The sequence below is a fragment of the Micromonospora sp. NPDC049004 genome, assembly GCF_040649315.1.
Lineage (GTDB): Bacteria > Actinomycetota > Actinomycetes > Mycobacteriales > Micromonosporaceae > Micromonospora.
In genome coordinates, this window is sequence record NZ_JBEZFG010000004.1 from 319611 (window position 1) to 341903 (window position 22293).

The 22293-nt window shown below is 72.3% G+C and carries 21 protein-coding genes; 13 read left to right on the forward strand and 8 right to left on the reverse strand.

Annotated features, from left to right (window positions below; all coding sequences use genetic code 11):
* Together AB0B97_RS14810 and AB0B97_RS14815 are read right to left on the reverse strand one after the other, a co-directional pair.
* Entirely contained in the window at positions 1-711 is a 711-nt protein-coding gene (locus AB0B97_RS14810) for an RICIN domain-containing protein (RefSeq protein WP_357493856.1), read from the reverse strand.
* Positions 712-786: 75 nt separating this feature from the next.
* Entirely contained in the window at positions 787-1257 is a 471-nt protein-coding gene (locus AB0B97_RS14815) for a YbaK/EbsC family protein (RefSeq protein WP_354860779.1), read from the reverse strand.
* 93 nt (positions 1258-1350) lie between these two features.
* Between AB0B97_RS14815 and AB0B97_RS14820 the strand changes: the two genes are divergently transcribed.
* The 4 genes from AB0B97_RS14820 (at position 1351) to AB0B97_RS14835 (ending at position 5625) form a co-directional block, all read left to right on the forward strand.
* A complete protein-coding gene (locus AB0B97_RS14820; RefSeq protein WP_234583054.1) occupies positions 1351-2748 on the forward strand; it encodes an FAD-binding oxidoreductase in 1398 nt (465 codons plus the stop codon).
* On the forward strand, positions 2745-4088 hold the full coding sequence (locus AB0B97_RS14825; protein WP_234583052.1) for a class I SAM-dependent methyltransferase: 1344 nt from the start codon (positions 2745-2747) through the stop codon (positions 4086-4088). The genes AB0B97_RS14820 and AB0B97_RS14825 overlap by 4 nt, the downstream gene beginning before the upstream one ends.
* 117 nt (positions 4089-4205) lie before the next feature.
* Positions 4206-4763, forward strand: a complete 558-nt coding sequence (locus tag AB0B97_RS14830; RefSeq protein ID WP_234583050.1) for a helix-turn-helix domain-containing protein — start codon at positions 4206-4208, stop codon at positions 4761-4763.
* Entirely contained in the window at positions 4756-5625 is an 870-nt protein-coding gene (locus AB0B97_RS14835) for an SRPBCC domain-containing protein (RefSeq protein ID WP_357493859.1), read from the forward strand. The genes AB0B97_RS14830 and AB0B97_RS14835 overlap by 8 nt, the downstream gene beginning before the upstream one ends.
* 181 nt (positions 5626-5806) lie before the next feature.
* On the opposite strand, the gene AB0B97_RS14840 is transcribed toward AB0B97_RS14835, so the two are convergent.
* Entirely contained in the window at positions 5807-6124 is a 318-nt protein-coding gene (locus AB0B97_RS14840) for a helix-turn-helix transcriptional regulator (protein ID WP_234583048.1), read from the reverse strand.
* The gene (locus tag AB0B97_RS14845; RefSeq protein WP_357493862.1) at positions 6121-6486 is read right to left on the reverse strand and encodes a type II toxin-antitoxin system RelE/ParE family toxin; all 366 of its coding nucleotides are present in this window, start codon (positions 6484-6486) and stop codon (positions 6121-6123) included. The genes AB0B97_RS14840 and AB0B97_RS14845 overlap by 4 nt, the downstream gene beginning before the upstream one ends.
* A gap of 109 nt (positions 6487-6595) precedes the next feature.
* On the opposite strand from AB0B97_RS14845, the gene AB0B97_RS14850 reads away from it, so the two are divergent.
* Positions 6596-6829 carry a zinc-ribbon domain-containing protein gene (locus tag AB0B97_RS14850; RefSeq protein WP_355132985.1) on the forward strand — a complete coding sequence of 78 codons (234 nt, stop codon included), beginning with the start codon at positions 6596-6598 and terminating at the stop codon, positions 6827-6829.
* Positions 6830-7047: 218 nt separating this feature from the next.
* Here the strand turns inward: AB0B97_RS14850 and AB0B97_RS14855 are convergent, their stop codons facing one another.
* Positions 7048-8229, reverse strand: coding sequence for a hypothetical protein (locus AB0B97_RS14855; protein WP_357493864.1), 1182 nt, complete (start codon positions 8227-8229; stop codon positions 7048-7050).
* Positions 8230-8454: 225 nt separating this feature from the next.
* On the opposite strand from AB0B97_RS14855, the gene AB0B97_RS14860 reads away from it, so the two are divergent.
* The 3 genes from AB0B97_RS14860 to AB0B97_RS14870 all read left to right on the forward strand — a co-directional run bounded on the left by AB0B97_RS14860 (position 8455) and on the right by AB0B97_RS14870 (position 12461).
* Positions 8455-10731, forward strand: a complete 2277-nt coding sequence (locus tag AB0B97_RS14860) for an EAL domain-containing protein (RefSeq protein ID WP_357493866.1) — start codon at positions 8455-8457, stop codon at positions 10729-10731.
* 50 nt (positions 10732-10781) lie between these two features.
* Complete coding sequence (locus AB0B97_RS14865) at positions 10782-11540, forward strand: MerR family transcriptional regulator (RefSeq protein ID WP_357493868.1); 759 nt, start codon at positions 10782-10784, stop codon at positions 11538-11540.
* 120 nt (positions 11541-11660) lie between these two features.
* On the forward strand, positions 11661-12461 hold the full coding sequence (locus tag AB0B97_RS14870) for a hypothetical protein (protein WP_357493870.1): 801 nt from the start codon (positions 11661-11663) through the stop codon (positions 12459-12461).
* Between the two features lie 7 nt (positions 12462-12468).
* On the opposite strand, the gene AB0B97_RS14875 is transcribed toward AB0B97_RS14870, so the two are convergent.
* Positions 12469-13869, reverse strand: coding sequence for a serine hydrolase (locus AB0B97_RS14875; protein WP_357493872.1), 1401 nt, complete (start codon positions 13867-13869; stop codon positions 12469-12471).
* A 156-nt stretch (positions 13870-14025) separates the two neighbouring features.
* On the opposite strand from AB0B97_RS14875, the gene AB0B97_RS14880 reads away from it, so the two are divergent.
* Positions 14026-14310 (forward strand): antibiotic biosynthesis monooxygenase, encoded by a 285-nt coding sequence (locus AB0B97_RS14880; RefSeq protein WP_234583040.1) that lies wholly within the window; start codon positions 14026-14028, stop codon positions 14308-14310.
* 12 nt (positions 14311-14322) lie between these two features.
* Here the strand turns inward: AB0B97_RS14880 and AB0B97_RS14885 are convergent, their stop codons facing one another.
* Positions 14323-16005 (reverse strand): SLC13 family permease, encoded by a 1683-nt coding sequence (locus AB0B97_RS14885; protein ID WP_357494282.1) that lies wholly within the window; start codon positions 16003-16005, stop codon positions 14323-14325.
* Positions 16006-16060: 55 nt separating this feature from the next.
* The gene (locus tag AB0B97_RS14890; RefSeq protein WP_357493874.1) at positions 16061-17614 is read right to left on the reverse strand and encodes a gluconokinase; all 1554 of its coding nucleotides are present in this window, start codon (positions 17612-17614) and stop codon (positions 16061-16063) included.
* A gap of 245 nt (positions 17615-17859) precedes the next feature.
* Here AB0B97_RS14890 and AB0B97_RS14895 point away from each other — a divergent pair, with 245 nt between their 5' ends.
* The 4 genes from AB0B97_RS14895 to AB0B97_RS14910 all read left to right on the forward strand — a co-directional run bounded on the left by AB0B97_RS14895 (position 17860) and on the right by AB0B97_RS14910 (position 22274).
* Positions 17860-19023 (forward strand): hypothetical protein, encoded by a 1164-nt coding sequence (locus tag AB0B97_RS14895; protein ID WP_357493876.1) that lies wholly within the window; start codon positions 17860-17862, stop codon positions 19021-19023.
* A 46-nt stretch (positions 19024-19069) separates the two neighbouring features.
* Entirely contained in the window at positions 19070-19615 is a 546-nt protein-coding gene (locus AB0B97_RS14900) for a hypothetical protein (protein ID WP_357493878.1), read from the forward strand.
* Between the two features lie 143 nt (positions 19616-19758).
* The gene (locus AB0B97_RS14905) at positions 19759-20889 is read left to right on the forward strand and encodes an epoxide hydrolase family protein (protein WP_357493880.1); all 1131 of its coding nucleotides are present in this window, start codon (positions 19759-19761) and stop codon (positions 20887-20889) included.
* A gap of 140 nt (positions 20890-21029) precedes the next feature.
* Positions 21030-22274, forward strand: coding sequence for a hypothetical protein (locus AB0B97_RS14910; RefSeq protein WP_357493882.1), 1245 nt, complete (start codon positions 21030-21032; stop codon positions 22272-22274).
* Positions 22275-22293: the final 19 nt, after the last annotated feature.

Below are 22293 nucleotides of genomic sequence, written 5' to 3' on the forward strand. Positions count from 1 at the left end.
TCAGCTCACCGTCCACTGCTGGGCGGGCCGGCCGTCGCAGGGCCGCTGCCGGATCTCGTCCCCGGCCTCGGCGCCGTCGTCGTCGGCCTGCGCGCACTTGCCGCTGTGCACGGCGACGACCAGCACCGGACCGGTGCCGGTCGGGCTCAGCCGCCACTGCTGGTTGGCCTTACCGTGGCAGGGGAACTGCTGCAACTTCGCGCCGTCGTCACCGCTGCCGCCCTCGACGTCGAGGCACTGCCCGTGGGCGGCGTTGGTCAGCGTCACCGCGTCCGTTCCGATCGGGCTGACGACCCACTGCTGCTCCGGGCCGCCGGTGCAGGCGGCCAACTCGGCCTGCGCCTTCTCGCCGTCGCCGTCGAGCCCGAGGCAGAGCCCGGAGGGCGAGCGCAGCACGCGGGGCCCGGTGGTCGGGACGGCCGGGATGGCCGACGGGGTCGGCGACGGCTCGACCGAGGGGGTCGGGCTGGGCTCGGCCGCCGCGGTGGTCGGCTCGGCCGCGTCGGACTGCGCGGCGACGGTGGCGGGCACCACCGGTTTGTCGTCGCCGTCGAGGAGGCCGGTGGCGAAGACCACCCCGAGGAGTACGCCCACCAGCCCGACCGCCAACGCCACCCGCAGCAGCGGGTCGGCGAGCGGCCCGGAACGCGCTCGCCGCCGACCGCCGTAGACGGTGCCGGCGGGATCGGGGCGCTCCTCGGGCGGGGACATACTGCACATCCTCGCCCACCGCGGCGGGTCGGGGCCAGCCGAGCCACGCCGGGCGGGGCAGCCGGCCGGGCGGGATCAGCGCGTCGGCTGCGGGTCGGTGACGTCGGCAACAGTCGCACCGAGGGCGGTGATCGCCGCGTCGGCGTCGACCGCGACGGCGAGACCGCGCTCGCCCGCGCCGAGGGTGATCTCCCGGCCGCGCAGTCGCTCGTCGGCGATCACCGGCCACGCGGTGCTCGCGCCGAACGGGGTGATCGTGCCGCGCTCGTAGCCGGTGGCGGCCAGGGCGCCCGCCGCGTCCGGCATGGAGATGCGCTGCACACCGAGCAGGGCGCGCAGCTTGGGCCAGGAGACGACCCGGTCGCCGGGGGTCAGCACGAACAGGTGATCGTCGGCACCCCGGCGGACGACAATGGTCTTGACCACATCCGGGACCGCCACGCCACGGGCTGCGGCGGCCTCCGCGAGGCTGCCTACCGCACCGTGGCTGACCAGGCGATACGGCAGTCCGGCGGAGTCCAGGGCGGCGATCGCGGGCGACGGCATGCCCGCCACGGTAACCGTCGAACCTGGCGTCGGACGGGAAACAGCGGGCGTCGACATCCCACCGTTTCCGGGGGCCGGGCGTAAGGTGATCACATGCGCGCTGAGCGTGTGGATCACCCCATTGACCATGATGAAGCGGTGGACACGCTGCGGCGGTCGTACGCCGCGGTGCCCACGGGCGAGCCTGTCCGGCTGGCCAAACGCACCTCCAACCTGTTCCGCCCCCGGTCCGCACCCCGGACCCCGGGCCTCGACGTGAGCGGCCTCAACCGGGTGCTCACGGTGGACGCGACCGCCCGGACCGCCGACGTGCAGGGCATGTGCACGTACGAGGACCTGGTCGACGCGACGCTGCCGCACGGGCTGATGCCCCTGGTGGTGCCGCAACTGCGCACCATCACCCTGGGCGGGGCGGTGACCGGCCTCGGGATCGAGTCGACCTCGTTCCGCAACGGCCTGCCCCACGAATCGGTACGCGAGATGGACATCCTCACCGGCTCCGGCGAGATCGTCACCGCCCGGCCGGACGGGGAGCACGCCGACCTGTTCACCGCGTTCCCCAACTCGCTGGGCAGCCTGGGGTACGCCACCCGGCTGCGCATCGAGCTGCAGCCGATCGGCCGGTACGTGGCGTTGCGCAACATCCGGTTCACCCAACTGGAGGCGCTCACCGACGCGATCGCCGAGGTGACCGCCACCCGGTCGTGGGCCGGCGAACCGGTCGACGTGATGGACGGCGTGATGTTCAGCCCCGGTGAGGCGTACCTGATCCTGGGCACGTTCACCGACGCCGCCGACCCGCCCAGCGACTACACCGGCCAGTCGATCTACTACCGGTCGCTGCGTCGGCGCACGCGGGACGTGCTGACCGCGTACGACTATCTGTGGCGCTGGGACACCGACTGGTTCTGGTGTTCGGCGGCGTTCGGCGCGCAGCACCCGGTCGTGCGCAGGCTCTGGCCGGCGCGATATCGGCGCAGCGACGTCTACCACCGACTGGTCCGCCTCGAGCACCGGCACCAGGTGGCGGCCCGGATCGACCGGCTGCGCGGCCAGCCGGCCCGCGAGCGGGTCGTGCAGGACGTGGAGATCCCGCTGGACCGCACTGCCGACTTCCTGCGCTGGTTCGCGGGCAGCGTGGGGATGACCCCGGTGTGGCTCTGCCCGTTGCGGTTGCGCGAGCCGGAGGGTCCCGGTTCCGCGCGGTCGTGGCCGCTGTATCCACTCCACGCGGGGCAGGACTACGTCAACATTGGTTTCTGGGGGAGCGTTCCGATCGCGCCCGGCGCCGCCGACGGCGACGTCAACCGCACGATCGAACGCAGGGTGTCGGAGTCGGGCGGGCACAAGTCGCTCTACTCGGACGCGTACTACGACCGGGACGCCTTCGATCGCCTCTACGGCGGCGAGACCTGGCGCGCGGTGAAGGACCGCTACGACCCGGACCACCGGCTGACGGGACTGTACGAGAAGGCGGTAGCACGAGCATGAGCCTGACCGATCGAGACCAGGGGGCGGCGAGCGTCCCCGCCACCCCGCCGGCGGGGGGCCGGCGCACCGGTCCGACTGTGGCGGACGTCGTCCGCGCGGTCACCGGGGGGCCGTTGCCGGTGCGGATCACCGGGTACGACGGCAGCGCCGTCGGCCCGGCCGACGCGGGCATCACCCTGTCGATCCGTTCCGAGCGGGGTCTGTCGTACCTGCTCACCGCACCCGGTGACCTGGGTATGGCCCGGGCGTACGTCAGCGGTGACCTGGCGTTGCAGGGGGTGCACCCGGGTGACCCGTACGAGGCGCTGCGGGTGCTCAAGGACGAGTTGCGGCTGCGCCCGCCGTCGGTGGCCGACGGGGTGGCGCTGGTGCGCGGGCTGGGCTGGGAGCGGCTGCTTCCGCCTCCGGCTCCGCCGCAGGAGGCGCTTCCGCGCTGGAAGCGGGTGATGAACGGGATGCGGCACTCGCGGGTGCGCGACAGCACCGCGATCTCGCACCACTACGACGTCTCGAACGCCTTCTACGAGAAGGTGCTCGGCCCGTCAATGACGTACACCTGCGCGGTCTACCGGTCCCCGGACGACACGCTGGAGCAGGCCCAGGCGGCGAAGTACGACCTGGTCGCCGGCAAGCTGGCGCTGAAGAAGGGCATGCGGCTGCTGGACGTGGGCTGCGGCTGGGGCGGGATGGTCCGCCACGCCGCCCGGGAGTACGGCGTGAAGGCGCTCGGGGTGACCCTGTCGAAGGCGCAGGCGCAGTGGGCGCAGGCGGCGATCGAGCGGGAGGGGTTGAGCGAGCTGGCCGAGGTGCGGCACCTGGACTACCGGGACGCCCCGGCGGAGCAGTTCGACGCCATCTCCTCGATCGGTCTGACCGAGCACATCGGTGTGCGCAACTACCCGTCCTACTTCGGCGCGCTGCGGTCGCGGCTGCGTACGGGTGGACGGCTGCTGAACCACACCATCACGCGGGCCGACAACCGGGCGCCCCACCGCTCGGGCGCGTTCATCGACAGGTACGTCTTCCCGGACGGCGAGTTGGCCGGCCCGGGTCGGTTGATCAGCGAGGTGCACGACGCCGGGCTGGAGGTGCACCACGAGGAGAACCTGCGCCAGCACTACGCGCTGACGCTTGCCGCGTGGTGTCGCAACCTGGTGGAGCACTGGGACTTCTGCGTCTCGGAGGTGGGCGCGGGGACCGCCCGGGTGTGGGGCCTCTACATGGCCGGCTCGCGGATGGCCTTCGAGCGCAACGGCATCCAGCTGCACCAGGTGCTGGCCACCCACAACGGCCCGGACGGTGTGAACGGCTACCCGCTGCGACCCGACTGGTTGCCCTGATCATCTACTGAACGTCGCCTGAAGCTGAGCATCGCCTGGAGCCGCGTCGAGAAAGTCGGCGCGGCTTCTCGCGAAGCGATTGACAAACAAATTTTGTACGTACAAACTGATTTTGCCATGAGAGACGTCCTGTACCTGGAGCAGATCGAGCAGGCCGAAGTCCTGCTCAAGCCGCAGCGCGTCGAGGTGCTGCGGCAACTCGCCGAACCGCGCACCTGCACGGAGGTCGCGGCCCGACTCGACCAGACGCCGCAGCGCGTCTACTACCACGTCAAGCAGCTCGTCTCGGCCGGCCTGGTCGAGCTCGTCAACGAGCGCAAGGTTCGCGGCATCACCGAAGGCATCTACCAGGCCGCCGCCCGGTCCTACTGGCTCTCCCCGCGGCTGGTCGGCCGGATCGGGCTGCGCCGGGCCCGCGACGAGCTGAGCCTGGGCTACCTGCTCGACCTGATGGAGGAGGTCCAGGCCGACATCGCCGACCTGGACCGCTCGGCGCCCGAACTGCCCTCGATCGGGGTCTCCGGCGAGATCCGGGTGCCCGCCGAGCAGCGCCAGCAGTTCCTGCACGACCTGCAAACCGCACTTCAGGACCTGTTCAGTCGCTACGGCGGGAGCGAAGGCGATGCCTTCAAGCTCGCCGTCGCCTGCTATCCGAAAGGGAATGACAATGAGTGAACAGCTGAAGGTCCAGGCCCGCCTCTCCGCGTCTGTCGGGCGCGTCCGTGAGGCCCTGACCGACCCGGCCGAGCTGCGACTCTGGCTGGCCGAGCACGCCGAGGTCGAGCTGCCCCAGCGGTACGAGTTCTGGGGTCGCTACACGCCCGAGGGTGACGCCCCGCACCAGCGTCTGCTGCACGCCGACGACGACACGCTGCGCTTCGGCTGGGTGCTCGACGGGGTGGAGACCACCACCGAGTTCCAGTTGACAGCCGAGGGCACGGACAGCACGGTGTTGACGCTGACCCAGAGCCACTTCGACTTCGCCGAGGCGATGAGCGGTTCCAGCATCCGGGGCGTGCTCCAGACGTTCTGGGCGCTGTCCATCGCCAACCTGGCCGCCCACCTGGAGGGTCGGCCGCTGCTGCCGCGTACCGACTTCACCTCCGCCGACCTGCGCGGCGAGCTGGTCATCGCCGCCCCGATGGACAAGGTGTGGGAGTCGCTCACCGACTCCGAGCAGGCCAGCGCCTGGTTCGGCTACCCGATCGGGATCGAGCCGTGGGTCGGCGGCCGATACGCGATGGGCGGCTTCGAGACCGGGTACGCGGCCAAGATCGTCGACCTGGAGCCGGGCCGGAAGATGTCCGTGGACTGGGGACCGACCGGCGTCACGAACTGGGAGCTGGCCGAGTCCAACGGCCGGACCACGCTGACCTTCGTGCAGAGCGGCTTCGACGAGGGCAATCCTCCGTACGCTGCCTGGAGTGGGTCGGTGGCCGGCCTGGCCGAGCTGCGCCGCTTCCACGAGGTGCCGGACTGGCAGCCGATCTGGCTCGCGACCGAGGTGCCCGGCCTGGAGCCCGAGCCCGCCAGCTGACCGTCGCGCCGGGAAGCCCGCCCGGGTGGTCACGCCCATCCGCTCAGCGAGCTGGGTTCAACATCCGAGCAACATCAGGGAAACTGCTGCCTCAAGCGGTGCGGAGGCAGCAGTTTCCCGGCACTTGTGCGGATCTTGTGTTGGTCGGGGCGGCTCCGGTCGGGCACGCCACCCGAGCGTCTCAGGCGATGGCGGCGATGTCTCCGTCATCGAAGTAGATCGCCTGGTGCAGCCGGCCGCCGAGTGCCGCGGCGTACCGGGCCACCACATCCTGGCCGGAGATCCGGCCCTGCTCGATCTGGGACACGCGGCCCTTGGTCACGCCCATCCGCTCAGCGATCTGTTGCTGAGTGAAACCGCGAGCACGTCGGACCTCTGCGAGACGGTGCCCGACGACCTGCGCGAGCAGCTCCTCCTTGCCCGCCTCGACGGCCGCCTCGCCGCCAGCGCGCTGCACATACTCCGCCCGAACGTCCGACCACCGCACATGACCGCTCACCGCCATCCCCCTTCCTGCTGTGTGCGTTCCTTCAAGTAGATCTCATACCGTTGTTCGGCGAGCGGGATGGCCTGTCGATACCAGCTGCTCCACTGACCCGCTTTGTCGCCGGCGACAAGGAGAATGCTGGCTCGCCAGGGGTCGAACACGAAGAGGATGCGGACAGTGCCTGGCCGCAACTCTTTCAGGTTGGCTATCGATGAGCCGGTGATGGTGTCGACGAGCGGCCGTCCCAGCCCGGGCCCGGCTTCGGCGAGAGCATCGATCGCCTGCACAACGCGGGCGAACGTCGCTTGATCAAGGCCGTCGATCCAGTCTCGAACCTCGTCGACGACGAAGACGTCCCAATCTTCCTGACGCACCAAAGAAGTATAGCGAACACTATACCCTGTGGCGAGTGTTCGGGTGGGTTTCACCGATCCGGCTGTCGGACCCGGTGACTTTTCGGGGCCGAGTGGGTAATGGCGGGCGATGTTCTTCATCTTCGGTCTGCGTACGAAGGTCGACAGGTCCGGCGTCGTGCAGCAGGTCTGCCGCCACTGCGGCAATCACGCCGCGCAGGTCATCACCCGCCGGTCGACCAGGTTCACCCTCTTCTTCATTCCGCTCATCCCGATCCGCACCCGCTACGCGCAGCAGTGCACGTTCTGCGGCGCGCAGTACGAGATTGCCAAGTCCGACGCCCAGCGCCTCCCGGTCGGCTGAACCGCAGATGGCCCGCTTCCTGTGCTGGCTGATCGGCAGGCAACCCCGGCCCGCCGGCCCTCTGGTGCACACCGTTCGCCGCCCGCCCTGCACCCCGGGCCGGCGCAAGCGCCGACGCGCGCGTCGACCGCTGGCCGGCACCACGCTGCCGCGCTCGCCGTGGAACCGCTCCGCCGGCCGCTGACGTACGCCCGTACCGGTGGTTGGCGGCGCACCGGTCAGGTGTCAGCCATCGGTGCCGGGGCGAACAGCGGGGGCATCGGATCCGCCGCCCGGATCGCGGCGACGAGCTGGGCCAGTTGCGGGTAGCCGCCGCCGGCCGCCCTGATGTGGGCGTCCGCGTCGGCGCGGTTGCCGAGGTGGCACTCGGCGATGGCCCGCAGGAGAGACGCGACGGCGCACAGGTCCGGCGGGTCCACCCCGGGCCGGACGTCGAGAAGTAGCGACCGCGCCTGCTCGGGCCGCTGGTTGAGCAGGTACGCCAGGCTCATCGCGACACGGGCGGCCAAGCTCTGTGGCCGCACCCGGGAGCCGAGCTCCGCCAGTTCCCAGATCTCCACCACCTCCCGGTGCGCGACAGGCGATCGGGCCACCACCGCGGCGTGCAGGTACCACAACCCGAACTGGATGCTGAGGACCTGCCCGATGGCGGCGGCCGTCGGGGGATCGGTGCTGTCGGCGCGAGCCATCGCCGCGAGTCGCTCGGCGTCGGCCACGAAGTTCGTCGGGGAGCGCCCGTGGCCGGTGCTCCAGCGCCGTTGGAAGGCGGCGAGCGCGAGCCGCGGCTCGTCACCGAAGCGATCCGGATCCGCGCGGTGACCGTCGGCCGCCTCCACGGGGCTGATCGTCCGCAGCGTCCGGGCTATCTCCTCCTCGTAGTAGGCAGCCCACAGCGCCGCGCCGGTGGCGGTCGGCGCCCGGAGCCAGTGGAGCAGGTTGCGGCCGTCGCTGTGGGGCGAGGGGACGAGGCTGACCAGTCCGCGAAGCGCCGCCAGAAGCGCCGTGCCGAACAGCGCGAGACGGGTCACTGCTGTGGTCGCCGACGCCGTCGCCGCACCGAGCGCCGCAGCGGTGCACAGGTTGACCACCGGGCCGGCGAGGTAGAACAGCACCAGGCGCAGCGGCAACGCGGTCGTCGACGGCGCCGGCCGGATCGCCACGTTGTTGCGCCACCCGGTGAACGGTGCGACACGGACCGCGACGACCTCCAGGCGCAGCAGCTTCGCCGCGACGAGGTGCCCGCACTCGTGCAGGACGGTGTGCACCCACAGCGACAGGCAGGTGATGCCGACGACGACGATGGCACCCACCAGGGACTCGGTGACGACGAGCGCGAACAGCAGCGCTTCGATCACCAGGAGGATGGACGCGGCCACCAGCCGTCGGCGGGGAGAGGTCACCGCGGAGATGGTACGGCGCACCGGGTGGCGGCGGGGGTACGTCCGCGCGTCGCGACGCCACCCGGAGGCGGACCGTTCCGGAAGGACCGTCCTACGTGGCCGGACCGGCTCGATGCGCGCGGCCGTCCGGACCTTGGCGGGCACCCGGGGCGCTGGCTAGGCTTTCGGGGTTTGCCGTGGACAGGTCCGCCGAGGGTGCACGTACGACGAAGAGCCGGAGCGACCGTGTCGCGACAGGACGTGAAGCAGGCCGCGCGGACCAGTGGCGTCGCGCCGGCCCGGCTCAGCCGCGTCGGGCTGGTCGGCGCGGGCTCGGTGGTCCTCCTGGAGGCGTTCTGGCTGGTCGCGGCGCTGCCCGGGGCCGCGCTGGTCAGCGACGTGGGCGCGCTGGTGGTGGCCGGCTGGGCGACCGTCGCCTGCGCCGGCGTGGCCCGTCGGCACCCGGCCCCGCTGCGCAGGTTCTGGAGGCTGCTCGCCGGCACCATGGCGCTCGCGGCGCTGGGCCGGGCGATCTGGACGGCGCAGCGGCTCGTCGGCGGCGACCTGCCGCACACTCCGCTGGTCGGGGTGGTCTTCACCGCCGGCATTCTCACCGGCACGGCCGCGCTGCTCAGCTCCCCGTCCGGGCCCCGGACGGGGGTGGGCCGGGCCCGGACGCTGCTGGACGGCGTGATCGTCGCGCTGGCCCTGGTGCCGATCGGCTGGGTGCTGGTGTTCCGCGGGGTCGCCGCCGCCGAGCTGGCCGACCCGGCGCGCACGCTGGGGCTGCTCTACCCGATGTTCGACCTGATGCAGCTCACCATCCTGGTGGCGGTGGCCGGGCCGGCGCGACCGCTGTGGCGGCCGATGAGCGTGCTCGCGGTGAGCCTCACCATCCGGGTGGTCGCCGACGTCGTCTACGTCTCGCTTGTCGCCCGCGCTGACTACGCCGCCGGTCACCCCATCGACCTGTGCTGGCCGCTGAGCTACCTGCTGATCGGCCTGGCCACGGGGAACCCGCCGCCGCCGGACTGCGACGGCACCGACGAGACCGCCGAGTCGCCGCTGCCGCCGTGGTGGCGGGTGGCGCTGCCGTACCTGCCGGTCGGTGGGGCGATCATCGCGGTGCTGCTGGCCCGCCGGCCCACCGGCCAGACCCCGCCGCTGGTCTTCGTGACCATGATGACGTTGCTCGCCGCTCTCGCCGTGCGCCAGGGGCTGGCCGCCAACGAGAACCTGCGCCTGGTGGCGCGACTGCGCCGTCTCGCGTACGGCGACCAGCTCACCGGCCTACCGAATCGGCTGTTGTTCAACAGGCTGCTGCGCCTGGCTCTGCGCGACGGCCGGCCGGTGGCCGTCCTGCTGCTCGACCTCGACGGGTTCAAGCAGGTCAACGACCGGTTCGGGCACGCCACCGGGGACACCCTGCTGACCGGCCTGGCGGCTCGGATGCGGACGGCGGTGGCCGGCGACGGCACCATCGCGCGGCTCGGCGGGGACGAGTTCGCGGTGCTTGTCGAGCGGGAGGGGCCGGTGTCGCCGGAGCGGCTGGCCGAACGTCTGCTGGACGCGCTGCGGCCGTCCGAGGGTGAGGAGGACGTGGGCGTGCACCCGTCGGCGAGCATCGGCATCGCCGAGTACGGGCCGCAGCACGCCTCGCACACCGACCTCCTGCGCGACGCCGACATCGCCATGTACGCGGCGAAGGCGGCCGGCAAGTCCGCGTACCGGACGTGCACGCCGGGCCTGCGCGAGTCGGCCGTGTCCCGGGCGGAGTTGATCGCCGACCTGCGCCGGGCCGTCGACGAGGAGCAGCTGCACCTGGAGTTCCAGCCCATCGTCGACCTGTCCAGCGGTGCGGTCCGCAGCGCCGAGGCGTTGGTGCGCTGGCGGCATCCCCGGCTCGGGATGCTGCCGCCGGCGAAGTTCCTGCCGCTGGCCGAGGAGACCGGGCTGATCCTCCCGATCGACCGCTGGGTGATCCACGAGGCGTGTCGGGCGGCGGCGACCTGGCGGGCCCGCGCGCCGGAGGCGACGGTCGCGGTGAACATCGCCGCGGCACACCTGCGCCGGCCCGACCTGATCGCCACGGTCACGGCGGCCACCGCCAGCGCCGGGTTGGCGCCGCGCGCGTTGACGCTGGAGCTGACCGAGTCGGCGTTGATCGAGGGGACCGACGCGGTGCTGGAACGGCTGCACCAGCTGCGGGAGCTGGGCATCCAGATCGCCATCGACGACTTCGGCACGGGCTACTCGTCGTTGAGCTACCTGCACCGCATCCCGGCCACCGAGCTGAAGATCGACAGGTCGTTCGTGGCACGGCTGGGCACGGACGACCGGGCGTACGCCACGGTGGAGATGGTCACCCGGCTGGCCGGAGCGTTCGACCTGGCGGTGATCGCCGAGGGCGTGGAGACCGAACGCCAGCACGACGCGGTCGCCGCGATCGGCTGCCCACGGGGCCAGGGCTATCTGTACGGGCGTCCGGACAGCCCCGCCACGGTGGGTCAGAATCGAGCTTGACCCCGACGTAACGGCAGGCGGGAGCCTGGTTCCCGGAAGGGAGGGGAACCATGGCGTACACGGTGGGTCAGGTGGCGAGGATCGCCGGCGTGACGGTACGGACGCTGCACCACTACGACGAGATCGGTCTGCTCTCGCCGAGCGGCCGGACGCCGACCGGCTACCGCCGCTACGACGACGCGGACCTGCAACGGCTGCAACTCGTCCTGTACTACCGCGAGCTGGGTTTCCCACTTGAGGAGATCACCGCGATCATCGACGACCCGGCGGCCGATCCGGCCGCGCATCTGCGCCGACAGCACGAGCTGCTGACGGTACGGATCAAGCGGTTGCAGGAGATGGTCACGGCTGTCGAGTTCGCGATGGAGGCGAGCAAGTTGAACATCCAACTCACGCCGGAGGAACGGTTCGAGGTCTTCGGCGACTTCAGGCCGGAGGAGCACGCGGCCGAGGCGGAGCAGCGCTGGGGCGACACCGACGCGTACCGGGAGTCGAACCGGCGGGTCGCCGGCTACCGCAAGGACGACTGGCTGCGTAACAAGGCCGAGAACGAGGACTGGGGCCGGCGGATCGTCGCGCTGCTGGCCGCGGGCGCACCGGCGGACGGCCCGGAGGCGATGGACCTGGCCGAGGAGCACCGGCAGCTCATCAGCCGCTGGTTCTACGAGTGCTCGTACGAGATGCACACCGGGTTGGCCGACATGTACCTGGCCGACGAGCGGTTCACCGCGTACTACGAGAACATCGCCGCCGGCCTGGCGGCGTACCTGCACGAGGCGATCCACGCCAACGCGATCAGCCGCGCCTGATCGACGGGGTGGTCGGCCGGGAACGGCTGTCGGTGCGGTCCGGCTACTCTGGCCGGACCGCACCGCGGTACGCGTCGATCGGCGACCGGCCGGCGGGCGCCCCGCCCAGGGGAGATGACAGTGAAGAAGCCCAAGCTGGTCGCCGTCGGCGCTGTCCTCGTCGTGGCCGTCGCGGTCGGCGTGTGGGCAGTGGTCGCAGCCGGTGACGAGCCGGAGGCGGGCCGCCCGTCAGCCGGTGCGTCGACCTCCCCGACCGGCGCGGCTCCGGCCCCGACCGACCCGGCCGGTGTGCTGGTGGCCGCCGCCGCGAAGGTCGACGAGCAGCCGTACCGGCTGACGGTGGGCAGCGGCGCGACGGCCGAGGGGGACACCACGGTCCTGACGTGGGACCCGAAGGCGCGGCGCGGCACGGAGACCACCTCGCTCAAGGTGCGCAACGGCGAGGTGCGGATCGAGCGGCTGACCACCGGTGCGGACGTCTACGTGCGGGTCAGCGCCCCGGACCGCCGGGTACCGGTCTGGGACGGCAGGACCTGGTGGCACGTCGGCAGGCCGGGCCGACCGGTCACCAACAAGGGCCTGGACAACACGCGGCTGGCCAGCACGCTGACCGCGCCGTCCGTCGTCCGCCAGACCGGCGCCCGGGAGTACGCGGGCACGCTGGATCTGCGCGACAGCGCCGCCGTGCTGGGCGGCGGGATCGGCGGGGTGCTCGGTGACCGGGCCGCGAAGGTGCCCTTCACCGCCAGCGTCGACGAGCAGGGCCGGTTGGTCCGTTACCGGATCGAGTTGGCCACCGAGCAGGAGAAGACGGCTCAACTCGACCTGACGTACTCGGATTTCGGGCTGTCGGTGGCGGCGGACCCGCCGGCGGCCGACCTGGTCGGGGAGGACCCGCCGGCGAACATCCCCGGCGCCTGACGCCGGTTCACTCCTCGACCGCTCCGTCGCTCGGAGTGACCAGGAAGTCGTAGACGGTCCGGGCCATCCGGCGGACCGTCTCGTCGCCGGTCGCCATCGGGCCGGCGGTGAGGAAGGCGACGGCGGTCTCGGTGCCGGGGATCAGGTAGTAGCCGACGTCGTGGGAGGCGTCCGGCAGGTCGCCGGTCTTGTGGGCCACCGGAACTCCGGGCGGCAGCGCCGCCGGGATCTTGGTGTTCAGGGTCTGTTCCCGCATGAAGCCGATCATCAGGTCGCGGGAGGCCGGGGTGAGGATCTCGCCGTCCCAGACCGCGCCGAGCAGCGACACCACGTCGTCCGGGCTTGTGTAGTTCTCCTCGCCGCGCTGGGCCGCCGCGCTGTCGAGCATCCGGCGGGCCAGGATGGTGGACCGCTGGTTCATCGAGTCGATCAGCGCGTTGACCGGGGCGAACCCGCCCAGGTAGGTGATCAGCACGTTGGCCGCGACGTTGTCGCTGTACTTGATCAGGTATCGGGCGAGCCGGTACAACGTGACCACCTGCGGAAACGTCTCGAACTGGAGCTGACCGGTGCCGCCGACCACGTCGGCAGGTGTCACCAGCACGCCGTCGTCCAGCGACACCTGTCCACAGTCGACCCGGCGGAGCAGCTCCACCAGGATCCACAGCTTGATGACGCTGGCGGCCTTGGGGCGCAGCGCGCCGTTGACCGAGATCTGCTGGTCCCCGTACCGGCCGGACAGGTCGCGGACTGTCGCTCCGGACGGGTTGAGGCTCGCGTCGGCGACCACCCGGGCGAGCTGCCCGCTGAGCGGGAACAGCCGGGCGCCCTCGACCGGATCGGTGGGCGGCTGCGGGCTGGTGACCACCACGCCGGGCAGCTCCACCGGCTGAGCCTGCGGCCCGGACACCACGAGCGTGCCCGCGCTGCGCCCGATCAGCGGCACCCGGTAGCGAAAGCTCCTGCCCTCGACGGTGACCTCGCCACTGGCCACCCCGGCGGCGACCCGCATGTCCGGATCGGCGACCCGGCCGGTGTCGCCGTCGCAGGCCCGGTATCGCACGGTGTGCCCGAGCGAGTCCACAGCGAACGCCCCGCCGGGGAACGACAGCCAGGACACCTCACTTGTCGGCGCCCGCTCCGGCGCGGGCTCCACGCCCGGCTCGTCGCTGCGCCCGTCCTCGTCGACCGGCCCGTCGTTTCCCGTCGGTCCGTCGTGGGCCGGCTCGGTCCCGTACCCCGGCGTGGTCCGGTGGTCCGGGCCGGTTGCCGGGTCGAGGCCGTCGGCGGTGGCCGGCCCGGTCGTCGCGACGACGACCAGCGCGACTGTCGTCGCCAGCCACCGCAGGGGTACGCGGGGGTACGGCACGAAGAGGGAAGATGAGCGCTTCTTGTCGCTTTTTCTCACGTTCGCACGATAAGAAGCGGGGCAGGCGGATGGGGCTGCCGGGACCGCCATCACCCGTCCGGGAGCCGATGTGCCCGGGAGCGACATACCTCAGAGGTATAAATATGACTCTGCGGTATCAAGGGCATCAGCGACACCCGGCCCGGGGAGGCACCCATGTTGATCATTGCCGGCAGTCTGCGCGTCGAGCCGGACGCCCGCGACGACTACCTCTCCGGTTGCCGCCAGGTCATCGAACAGGCCCGGGCGGCGGCCGGCTGCCTCGACTTCCTGCTCGCGGCGGATCCGCTCGACCCGGGCCGGATCCACGTCTTCGAGCGCTGGGAGTCCCCGGAGCAGTTGGCGGCGTTCCGCGGCGCCGGGCCGAGCGACGCCCAGACGGTGGCCATCCTCGACGCCGACGTGCACCGTTATCTGATCTCCGGCGTCGAGGCGGCCTGACCCCTCCGCGCGCTACACCAGCAGATCGAGCAGGAGTACGCCGGCGAAGCCGATCACCGAGATGAGCGTCTCCATCACCGACCAGCTCTTGATGGTCTGGCCGACGGTTAGGCCGAAGTACTCCTTGACCAGCCAGAACCCGGCGTCGTTGACGTGCGAGAAGAACAGCGACCCACAGCCGATGGCCAGCGCCAGCAGGGCCACCCCCGGCCGGTCCAGGGTCGCGGCGAGCGGTGCCACGATGCCCGCCGCCGTGATGGTGGCTACCGTCGCCGAGCCGGTGGCGACCCGGATGCCGACCGCGACCAGCCAGCCCAGCAGCAGCGGGGAGAGGTTCGCGTCCTTGGCGGCGTCGGCGACCAGGTTGCCGACCCCGGCGTCCACCAGCACCTGCTTGAACCCGCCGCCGGCCGCCACGATCAGCAGGATGCCGGCGATCGGGGGCAGCGAACCGCCGAGCACCGACGAGACCTGGGACCGGCTGAACCCGGCCTGGTAGCCGAGGGTGAACATCGCCAGGATCACCCCGGCGAGCAGCGCCACGATCGGCGTGCCGACGATGTCGAGCGTCTTGCGGCCCGCCGTGCCCTCGTCCAGCGCCAGTTCGCCGATCGCGCGGAGCAGCATCAGCACCACGGGCAGCAGCACGGTGATCACCGCGGGCCAGAACGCCGGGGTACGCCGGGCGGTCTCCGTGCCGCTGTCGTCCACCGGCTCGCCCGGTCGACCGCCGCCCGGGTTGACGAGATCGTCGTCGGTGAGCAGGTCGCCGTCCACATCGCGCCGAGCCGGCGTCCCGGCGGTGCCGGTCGGTCCGGCTTGGCCCGTCGTTCCGGTGATGCCAGTCGTTCCAGCTGGGCCCGTCGTTCCGGCTGCGCCAGCCGTTCCGACCGTGTCCGTCGTTACGTTGGTGCCCGGCGTTTCGGGGATGCCCGCGGGGGTGGCGGGCCGGCGGCGGGTGGGCAGCAGCGCGGCGGGTGCGGTCGCCGGCACGTACCGGGCGATGAGGTTGCCGAAGACCGGCCCCGAGATGATCACCGTGGGGATCGCCACCAGCAGGCCCAGTCCGAGCGTCAGGCCCAAATCGGCGTTGAGCGACGAGATCGCCACCAGCGGCCCCGGGTGCGGTGGCACCAGGCCGTGCAGCACCGACAGGCCGGCCAGCGCCGGGATGCCGAGTTTCATCAGCGGTACGTCGGTGCGCATCGAGACGAGCAGCACGATCGGCACCAGCAGCACCACGCCGACCTCGAAGAAGAGCGGCAAGCCGATGAGCGCCGCCACCCCGGCCATCGCCCAGGGCAGCGCGCGGCCGGACACCCGGCCGACGACCCGGCTGACGATGCCGTCCGCGCCACCGGACTCGGCGAGCAGACCGCCGATCATGGCTCCCAGCGCGATCAGCAGCCCGACGCCGCCGACAGTGGTGCCGACGCCACCGGTGAACGAGGTGATCATCTTGTCGGGCGCGACGCTCGCCACCACGCCGAGCACCGCCGCGCCGAGGATCAGCGACAGGAACGGGTGGACCTTGGCCCAGGCGATCAGCAGCACCACGGCGACGATGCCGAGCACCGCGGCGAGGACGAGCTGGCCGTCGCCGGCGGTGGTGACCGGCTCGGCCGGCGCGGCGAGCGAGGCGTGCGACGCCGGCGTGGCGAGGGAGGTCAGCGGTTCGGTGAGGGGTGGGAGCACGGCGATCACGACCTTCGGGACGGGGGTCGGCCCTGGACGGGGCCGGCCGAAGGGCCTACATCGGTGGTCCTGCGGGGTTGGCCGGCTCGGCGGGCAGGCCGGGTTCCAGCCGGCGCATCGACGTGAAGGTGGGCACCAGCGCGTCGTACAGCTCGGCGAAGAGCGGCAGCAGCGCCGCGTACGTGGCGGCGGCGGCCGGGTCGGGGCGGATGACCTCCTCGATGCGGACCAGGTCGGCCGCCACGTCGATGCTGGGGATCAGGCCCAGCGCCTGCATGCCGAGCAGGGCCGCGCCGAAGCTCGACCCCTCACGGCCGGCCGGGAAGCTCACCGGCATGCCGAGCACGTCGGCGAGCATCTGCCGCCACAGGCCACTGCGGGCGAAGCCGCCACCGGCCCGGATCTCGCGAACCTCGTTGCCGGCGGCACGTACGGAGGTGAGCACCAGCGCGAGCTGTTGGCAGACCCCCTCCATCGCGGCCCGGACGAGGTGTTCGCGGCGGTGCCCGTGGGTCAACCCGACGTACGCGCCGCGGGGCAGCGCGCTCCAGTGTGGAGCCCGTTCGCTGTGCAGGTACGGCAGCATGATGAGCCCGCCCGAGCCGACCGGGGCACGGGCCGCGAGGGCCACCAGATCCTCCTCGGGGTGCTCGCCCAAGTCCGGCGCCAACGCCGCGCCCGCCCACTTGAGGACGATGCCGCCGTTGTTGATCGCGCCGCCGACCACCCAGCGATCCTCGGTCAGCGCGTAGCAGAACACCCCGCCCAGCGGGTCCACGCCGGGGCGTTCGACCATGACCCGCATGGCGCCGCTGGTGCCGATCGAGCAGGCCACCATGCCGGGGTGCACCGCGCCCAGGCCCAGATTGGCCAGCGGTCCGTCACCGGCGCCGACCACCACCGGGGTGCGTGGCGGCAGGCCGAGGGCGCTGGCCGCCTGCGGGGTGAGGCCGGGCAGGACGGCGGTGGTGGCGACAAGTTGCGGCAACTGCTCCTCGGTGATGCCCGCGATCGTCAGCGCCTCGGTGTCCCATTCGAGGGTGTGAATGTTCATCAGGCCGGTGGCCGAGGCGATCGAGTGGTCGGTGACCAGCGCCTCGCAGAGTCGCAGCAGCACCCAGTCCTTGATGCCGACCCAGTGCGCGACGCGCTCGAAGAGCCTGGGCTCCTGCTCGGCGAACCAGAGCAGCTTGGGCAGGGGTGACATCGGGTGCATGGGCGTACCGGTACGCCGGTGCAGGGCCAGCCCGGACGGCACCGCCCGCAGCCGCTCGGCCTGGCGGGTGGCCCGGGAGTCGGCCCAGGTCACCGACGGCGTGAGCGGCTTGCCGGCCGCGTCGAGCCCGATGAGGCTGTGCATGGCGGAGCAGAAGGCCAGGCCGGAGACCGGAACGGTCAGCTCCGCCACCACGGTCCGGATCGACTCGACGACGGCGGCGAGGATCACCTCCGGGTCCTGCTCGGCGTACCCGGGGTGCGGATCGTCGAGGGGATAGGCGGCGGAGTGACTGGCCAGCAGCCGCCCGTCGGTGTCGTACGCCATGGTCTTGGTGCTCGTGGTGCCGATGTCGACCCCGATCACCACACCGGGCAGGGTGTCTGGCGGCATGACCCTCACCCCCTTTCGTGCAGGCGGTGCGGCGGCGTCGCCACCCGGCTGCGGCTGACGTTACCGAGACCGCGACCGCCCCGCACGACACGACGGAAGGTGAATCGACGCAGCAGTATCGCCCTATCGTCCGGGTTGCTCCGCCGTTCGGATAGTTCGTCCGTCGTGGCGTGTCCCGGTCGACCGTCAACGCTGTTAATCCGAGTGCACCCCGGATTGGTGGCCTGCGCGGCGAAGGAGTCGGCGTGGCAAAGACTGAATCGACGGGTTCCACGTGGCGGTACCGCTGGGCGCAGCGGCAGAACGTGCGGCGGGTCAGCACGTACCGCGGCGCCGAGAAGGCCTGGCGGCGACGCGACGACGAGTTACGGCGGCTGCGCGCCCTGGCCGCCGACTTCCAGGGCTCGGCGGCGGCCGGCGCGGGCCTCCCACTCGAGCTGGCCAACGACGAGGTGGTGCTGTGGGCACTGCCCGCCGCGCAACTGGTCGAGGTGCGACACACGACAGTGCTGCCCGCACCGGACCTGACGGTCGCCGCGCCGGCAGCGCCGCTGCGCCCACGCCGGCCCGACGGCGTACGCGTCGCCGACGCCGGCATGGCCGTCATCACCAGCCGTCGGCTGGTCCTGCTCGGCGGGCGCGGCCGGCGTGACTGGGCGTACGGCCGGATGACCGGCCTGGCGCACGACCCGGCGGCGCCGGTGACCCTGATCCAGGTGCTGGACCGGCGGCGTACCTCCGGACTGCTGCTGCCCACCGACGCGGCGGCGGACTTCCGGTTCAAGCTGACGTTGGCCTTCGCCGACGCGATCGAGCAGCGCGCCGCGGTGCTCGCCCAGCTCGACGAGCTGATCGCGGAGCACGGCCAGCTCAAGCCGTTCCGGCCGGCGGTGACCACACCGGCGCAGGCCCGGCTCTCCGCACTCGTTCCCGGCGGTCGTCGGACCATCGCGGTGGCCGCGGGGATCGCGTTGCTGGTGCCGGCGGCGCTCTTCGACTCGAACCCGTCGGACCCGACCGGGGGCGCGGAGCTCGCGGTGGCGGCCACGCCGGCGCCGACCCCCAGCGCGCTTCCCGCGCTGCTGCGCCCGGCCTCCCCGCCGCCGGCGCACACCACCGCGCCGAAGCGGTCGTCGTCGCCGCGCCCGCCGTCGCCGCGCCCGTCGTTTACCCCGACCGCCGGGCCGCGCTGCGGGGCGCCGGAGAATCCCCTCGGGTACGACTTCTGTGCCGGAACCCGGATCCGCCGGCCGGCCGCCGAGGTCTGCGACTGGTTCGACTGCGTGCCGCAGTTCTGGGCGGGCCGGGGCTATCTGGTCCAGTGCCGGGACGGCTCGGTCAGCCTGACCGGTGGCCGGGCGGGCGCGTGCGCGGACCATCGGGGCGTCCGGCGGACCATCTCTCAGTAACCTGATTTGGGGGTTGTTGTCCGCTTCGGTCGGCGAGAATGATCGGGTGGAGATCCGGTCCGATGATGGTGCCCGGGTGCGGATCCGCCCGGTCGGCTACCAGCCCGGCATCGACCCGCCCGACGATCCCGAGCGGGCCGCGCCGGGCTGGCAGGACTGGCTGCTCATCGAGGTGGACGCCCGCACCGCCGACGGCCAGACCTGGTCGCACCACTACCCGAGCCTCATGGTCGAGGAGGCCCGCGCGCTGGGCAGTTGGCTGCACGGGCAGGCGACGGCGGCCGGCGGGCCGACCCCGCCACCGGCGCTGGTCCGCTTCACCGAACCCAACCTGGCCCTGCGCACCCGGGCGATCCGCCGCCGCCGGCTGGAGTTGACTGTCGAGTTCTCCGCCGAGTCGCTGCCCCCGTGGATGCGCCGGCCGGCCACCGCCGTCTATCCGCTGGTCCTCACCGTCTCCGCGGACGCCCTCGCCGTCGCCGCCGACCAGTGGGCCGGGCACTGCGAGGCGTACCCGCCGCGTACCCGGTCGCGGTTTCCGGCCGACGGTCCACTGCTCGGCCCCCTGCCCCGTCGGCGGCGCGCGGGTTGAGCGGGGTACGGTGATCCACGTCAGCGACGAGAAGGAGGTGAGCCCCGTGAACACCAGTTGTCACGTCTGGGCGCCCTTCTCGTCCGTCCCCCTCAGCTGACGTCTTCGCGTCGGGGAGTGCGCCCTCCTTCATCGGAGGATCAATGTCTGTTTCCCCGTTCCGCATCGACGTGTCCGATGCGGTCCTCGACGACCTGCGGGCCCGACTGGCCCGCACCCGCTTCACCGACCGCAGCGGCCACCGACAGTGGCAGGGCGGCACCGATCCCGACTACCTGCGGGACCTGGTGTCCTACTGGCACGACGGGTTCGACTGGCGTGCCCGGGAGGCCGCGCTCAACGCGTACCCCCAGTACCTGGCACTCGTCGGCGGTCGGAAGCTGCACTTCGTGCATGTCCGCGCGGACCGCCCGGCCGGTACGCCCGCGCCGCCGCCGTTGCTCCTGAGCCACGGCTGGCCCAGCAGCTTCGTCGAGATGCTGCCCCTGGTCGACCGGCTGACCGGCCCGCTCGGGGGCGCGTTCGACGTGGTGGTGCCCTCACTGCCCGGCTTCGGCTACTCGGAGCTGCCCGACGTGCCGCTGACCCGGGCGGTCCTCGCCCGGACGCTGCACGAGTTGATGACCGACGTGCTCGGCTACGAGCGGTACGGCGCCTTCGGCGGCGACGTCGGCGGGGTCGTCACCGGTTGGCTCGGTGCCCTCTACCCGAAGCAGGTGGCGGGCATCCACATGATCCATCCACCGTTCCCGGCCAGCTTCGACGACCAACCGCTGTCGGCGGCCGAGCAGGCGTTTCTGGACGCCGAGGCCGCGTACGACGAGACCGACGGCGGCTACAGCGCCATCATGGGCACCCGGCCGGACACCCTCGCGGCGGCGCTCGCCGACTCCCCGGCCGGGCTGGCCGCCTGGCTCGTCGACAAGTACCGGGACTGGAGCGACAACCGCGGCGACCTGTCGAACAGCTTCGACACCGACACGCTGCTCACGATCATCACGCTCTACTGGGTGACCGGCACGATCGGCTCGTCGTTCCGGCAGTACGTCGACTTCGATCACAACACCCCACGACCCGCCATCACCGTGCCCGCCGCGTTCACGGTGAGCACCGAACCCTCGCAGGCCAACTTCCCGCGCGAGATCGCCGAGCGGGCCTGCACCGATATCCGGCACTGGAGCGAACCCGGCCGAGGTGGGCACTTCATGCCGCTGGAGGAACCGGACCTGCTTGCCGGTGAGCTGAGGGCCTTCTTCACCTCGTTGCGGCAGTAGCCCTGTCCCGGCGGCTGCTCCGGTTCTTTGCCGGAGCAGCCGTCGGCGTCCGTCAATTCTCTCCTTTCGGGCGCAACGGGAGACATCGATTCGACGAGCGTTGCCTGTCACGTACGTGAGCGGTTGTACCGCGTGTGACCGTGACCGCACTGCTGGCACCTCCCTCCTGGCGGCTCGCCTGGGCCGAGCGCGAGAACGAGCGCCGCCGGCGCGCGTACCGCGACGCCACCGCCGCCTGGCGCCGACGCGGGGACCACCTGGTCCGGCTACGGATCGAAGCCGCCGGGTTCCTCGGGTGTACGCGGCCACGAACCGGCCTCCCCGTCGACCTCGACGTCGACGAACTCGTCTTCCGGGTCGTACCCGTCGCAGAGCTCGTCGAGGCGGAGGCTCGGCACGTCGCCGGCCTGCCCACGCCCGGCGGCTGCGCCTTCACCGAGACCACCGACGCGGTCCTGCCTCCGGGCCTGCGGACCGTCGACAGTGGCCTGGCCGTCGTGACCAGCCATCGCGTGGCCTTCGCGGGCCAGAGGCACCGGCGCGAGTGGCGGTACGCGGACCTGCTCGGCGCCGCCCACCACCCCGGCGTGCCCGTCACCCTGCTGCACGACCACGGCCGACTCTCCGGGCTGCTGGTCCCGGCCAGCGCCGCCGTGAACTTCCGCTTCTATCTCACCCTCGCGGCCGCCTCGGCCGCCGGGGATCGTGCCGCCGTCACCGCTCAGCTCGACGCCCTGCTGGCCGCGCACCAGGCATCCCCGCCCGTGCCGCCGCCGACGGTCGGGCCGGCCGACGCGCCGCTGACTGCGGTACGCCCCGACCGCCGGGTGCTCGCCGTCGCCGCCGTCGCGACTGTGGTGTTCGCGGCACTGGGCCCCGGTGCCGTGGGACCACAGCAGGCCGGGCCGATGCGGCGGGCGGAAGCGGCGACAGTCGAACCGGCCGCGCGGAACACCGGTGTGCTCGCCCCGCTGCGGGTGCCCGCCGTCCTGGTGGCACCGCCGGCCCTGGTTCCGCCCGCCCGTCCGGCCGAGCCGGCACGGCCTCCGGCGGCCGAACCGCTGCGGCCCGCCGCGCCGGTCCCGTCCGCCGTCGCGGCTGCTGCGCCGGTGCCGGCGACCGCTCCGCAGTCGTCCACCGCTCCGCGGCCGTCCACCGAGCCGCCGCCGTCCATCGAACCGCCGCCATCCAGCGTGCCGACGCCCTCCAGCGCTCCCGAACCGTCGGCCAGCGCGATGACGCCTACCGACCCGCCCACCGCGGCCCGGCCCGGCCCGGCGTCGCCCTCGCCAACCACGACACCCGATCCCGCCCTGTTGACGGTGTGCCTGGACACCCTGCTGCCGCTTGTGGACCGGCTGCTCTGCCCGCCGACCGGGCCGTGATCCGCCGCCGCTGCCGCTG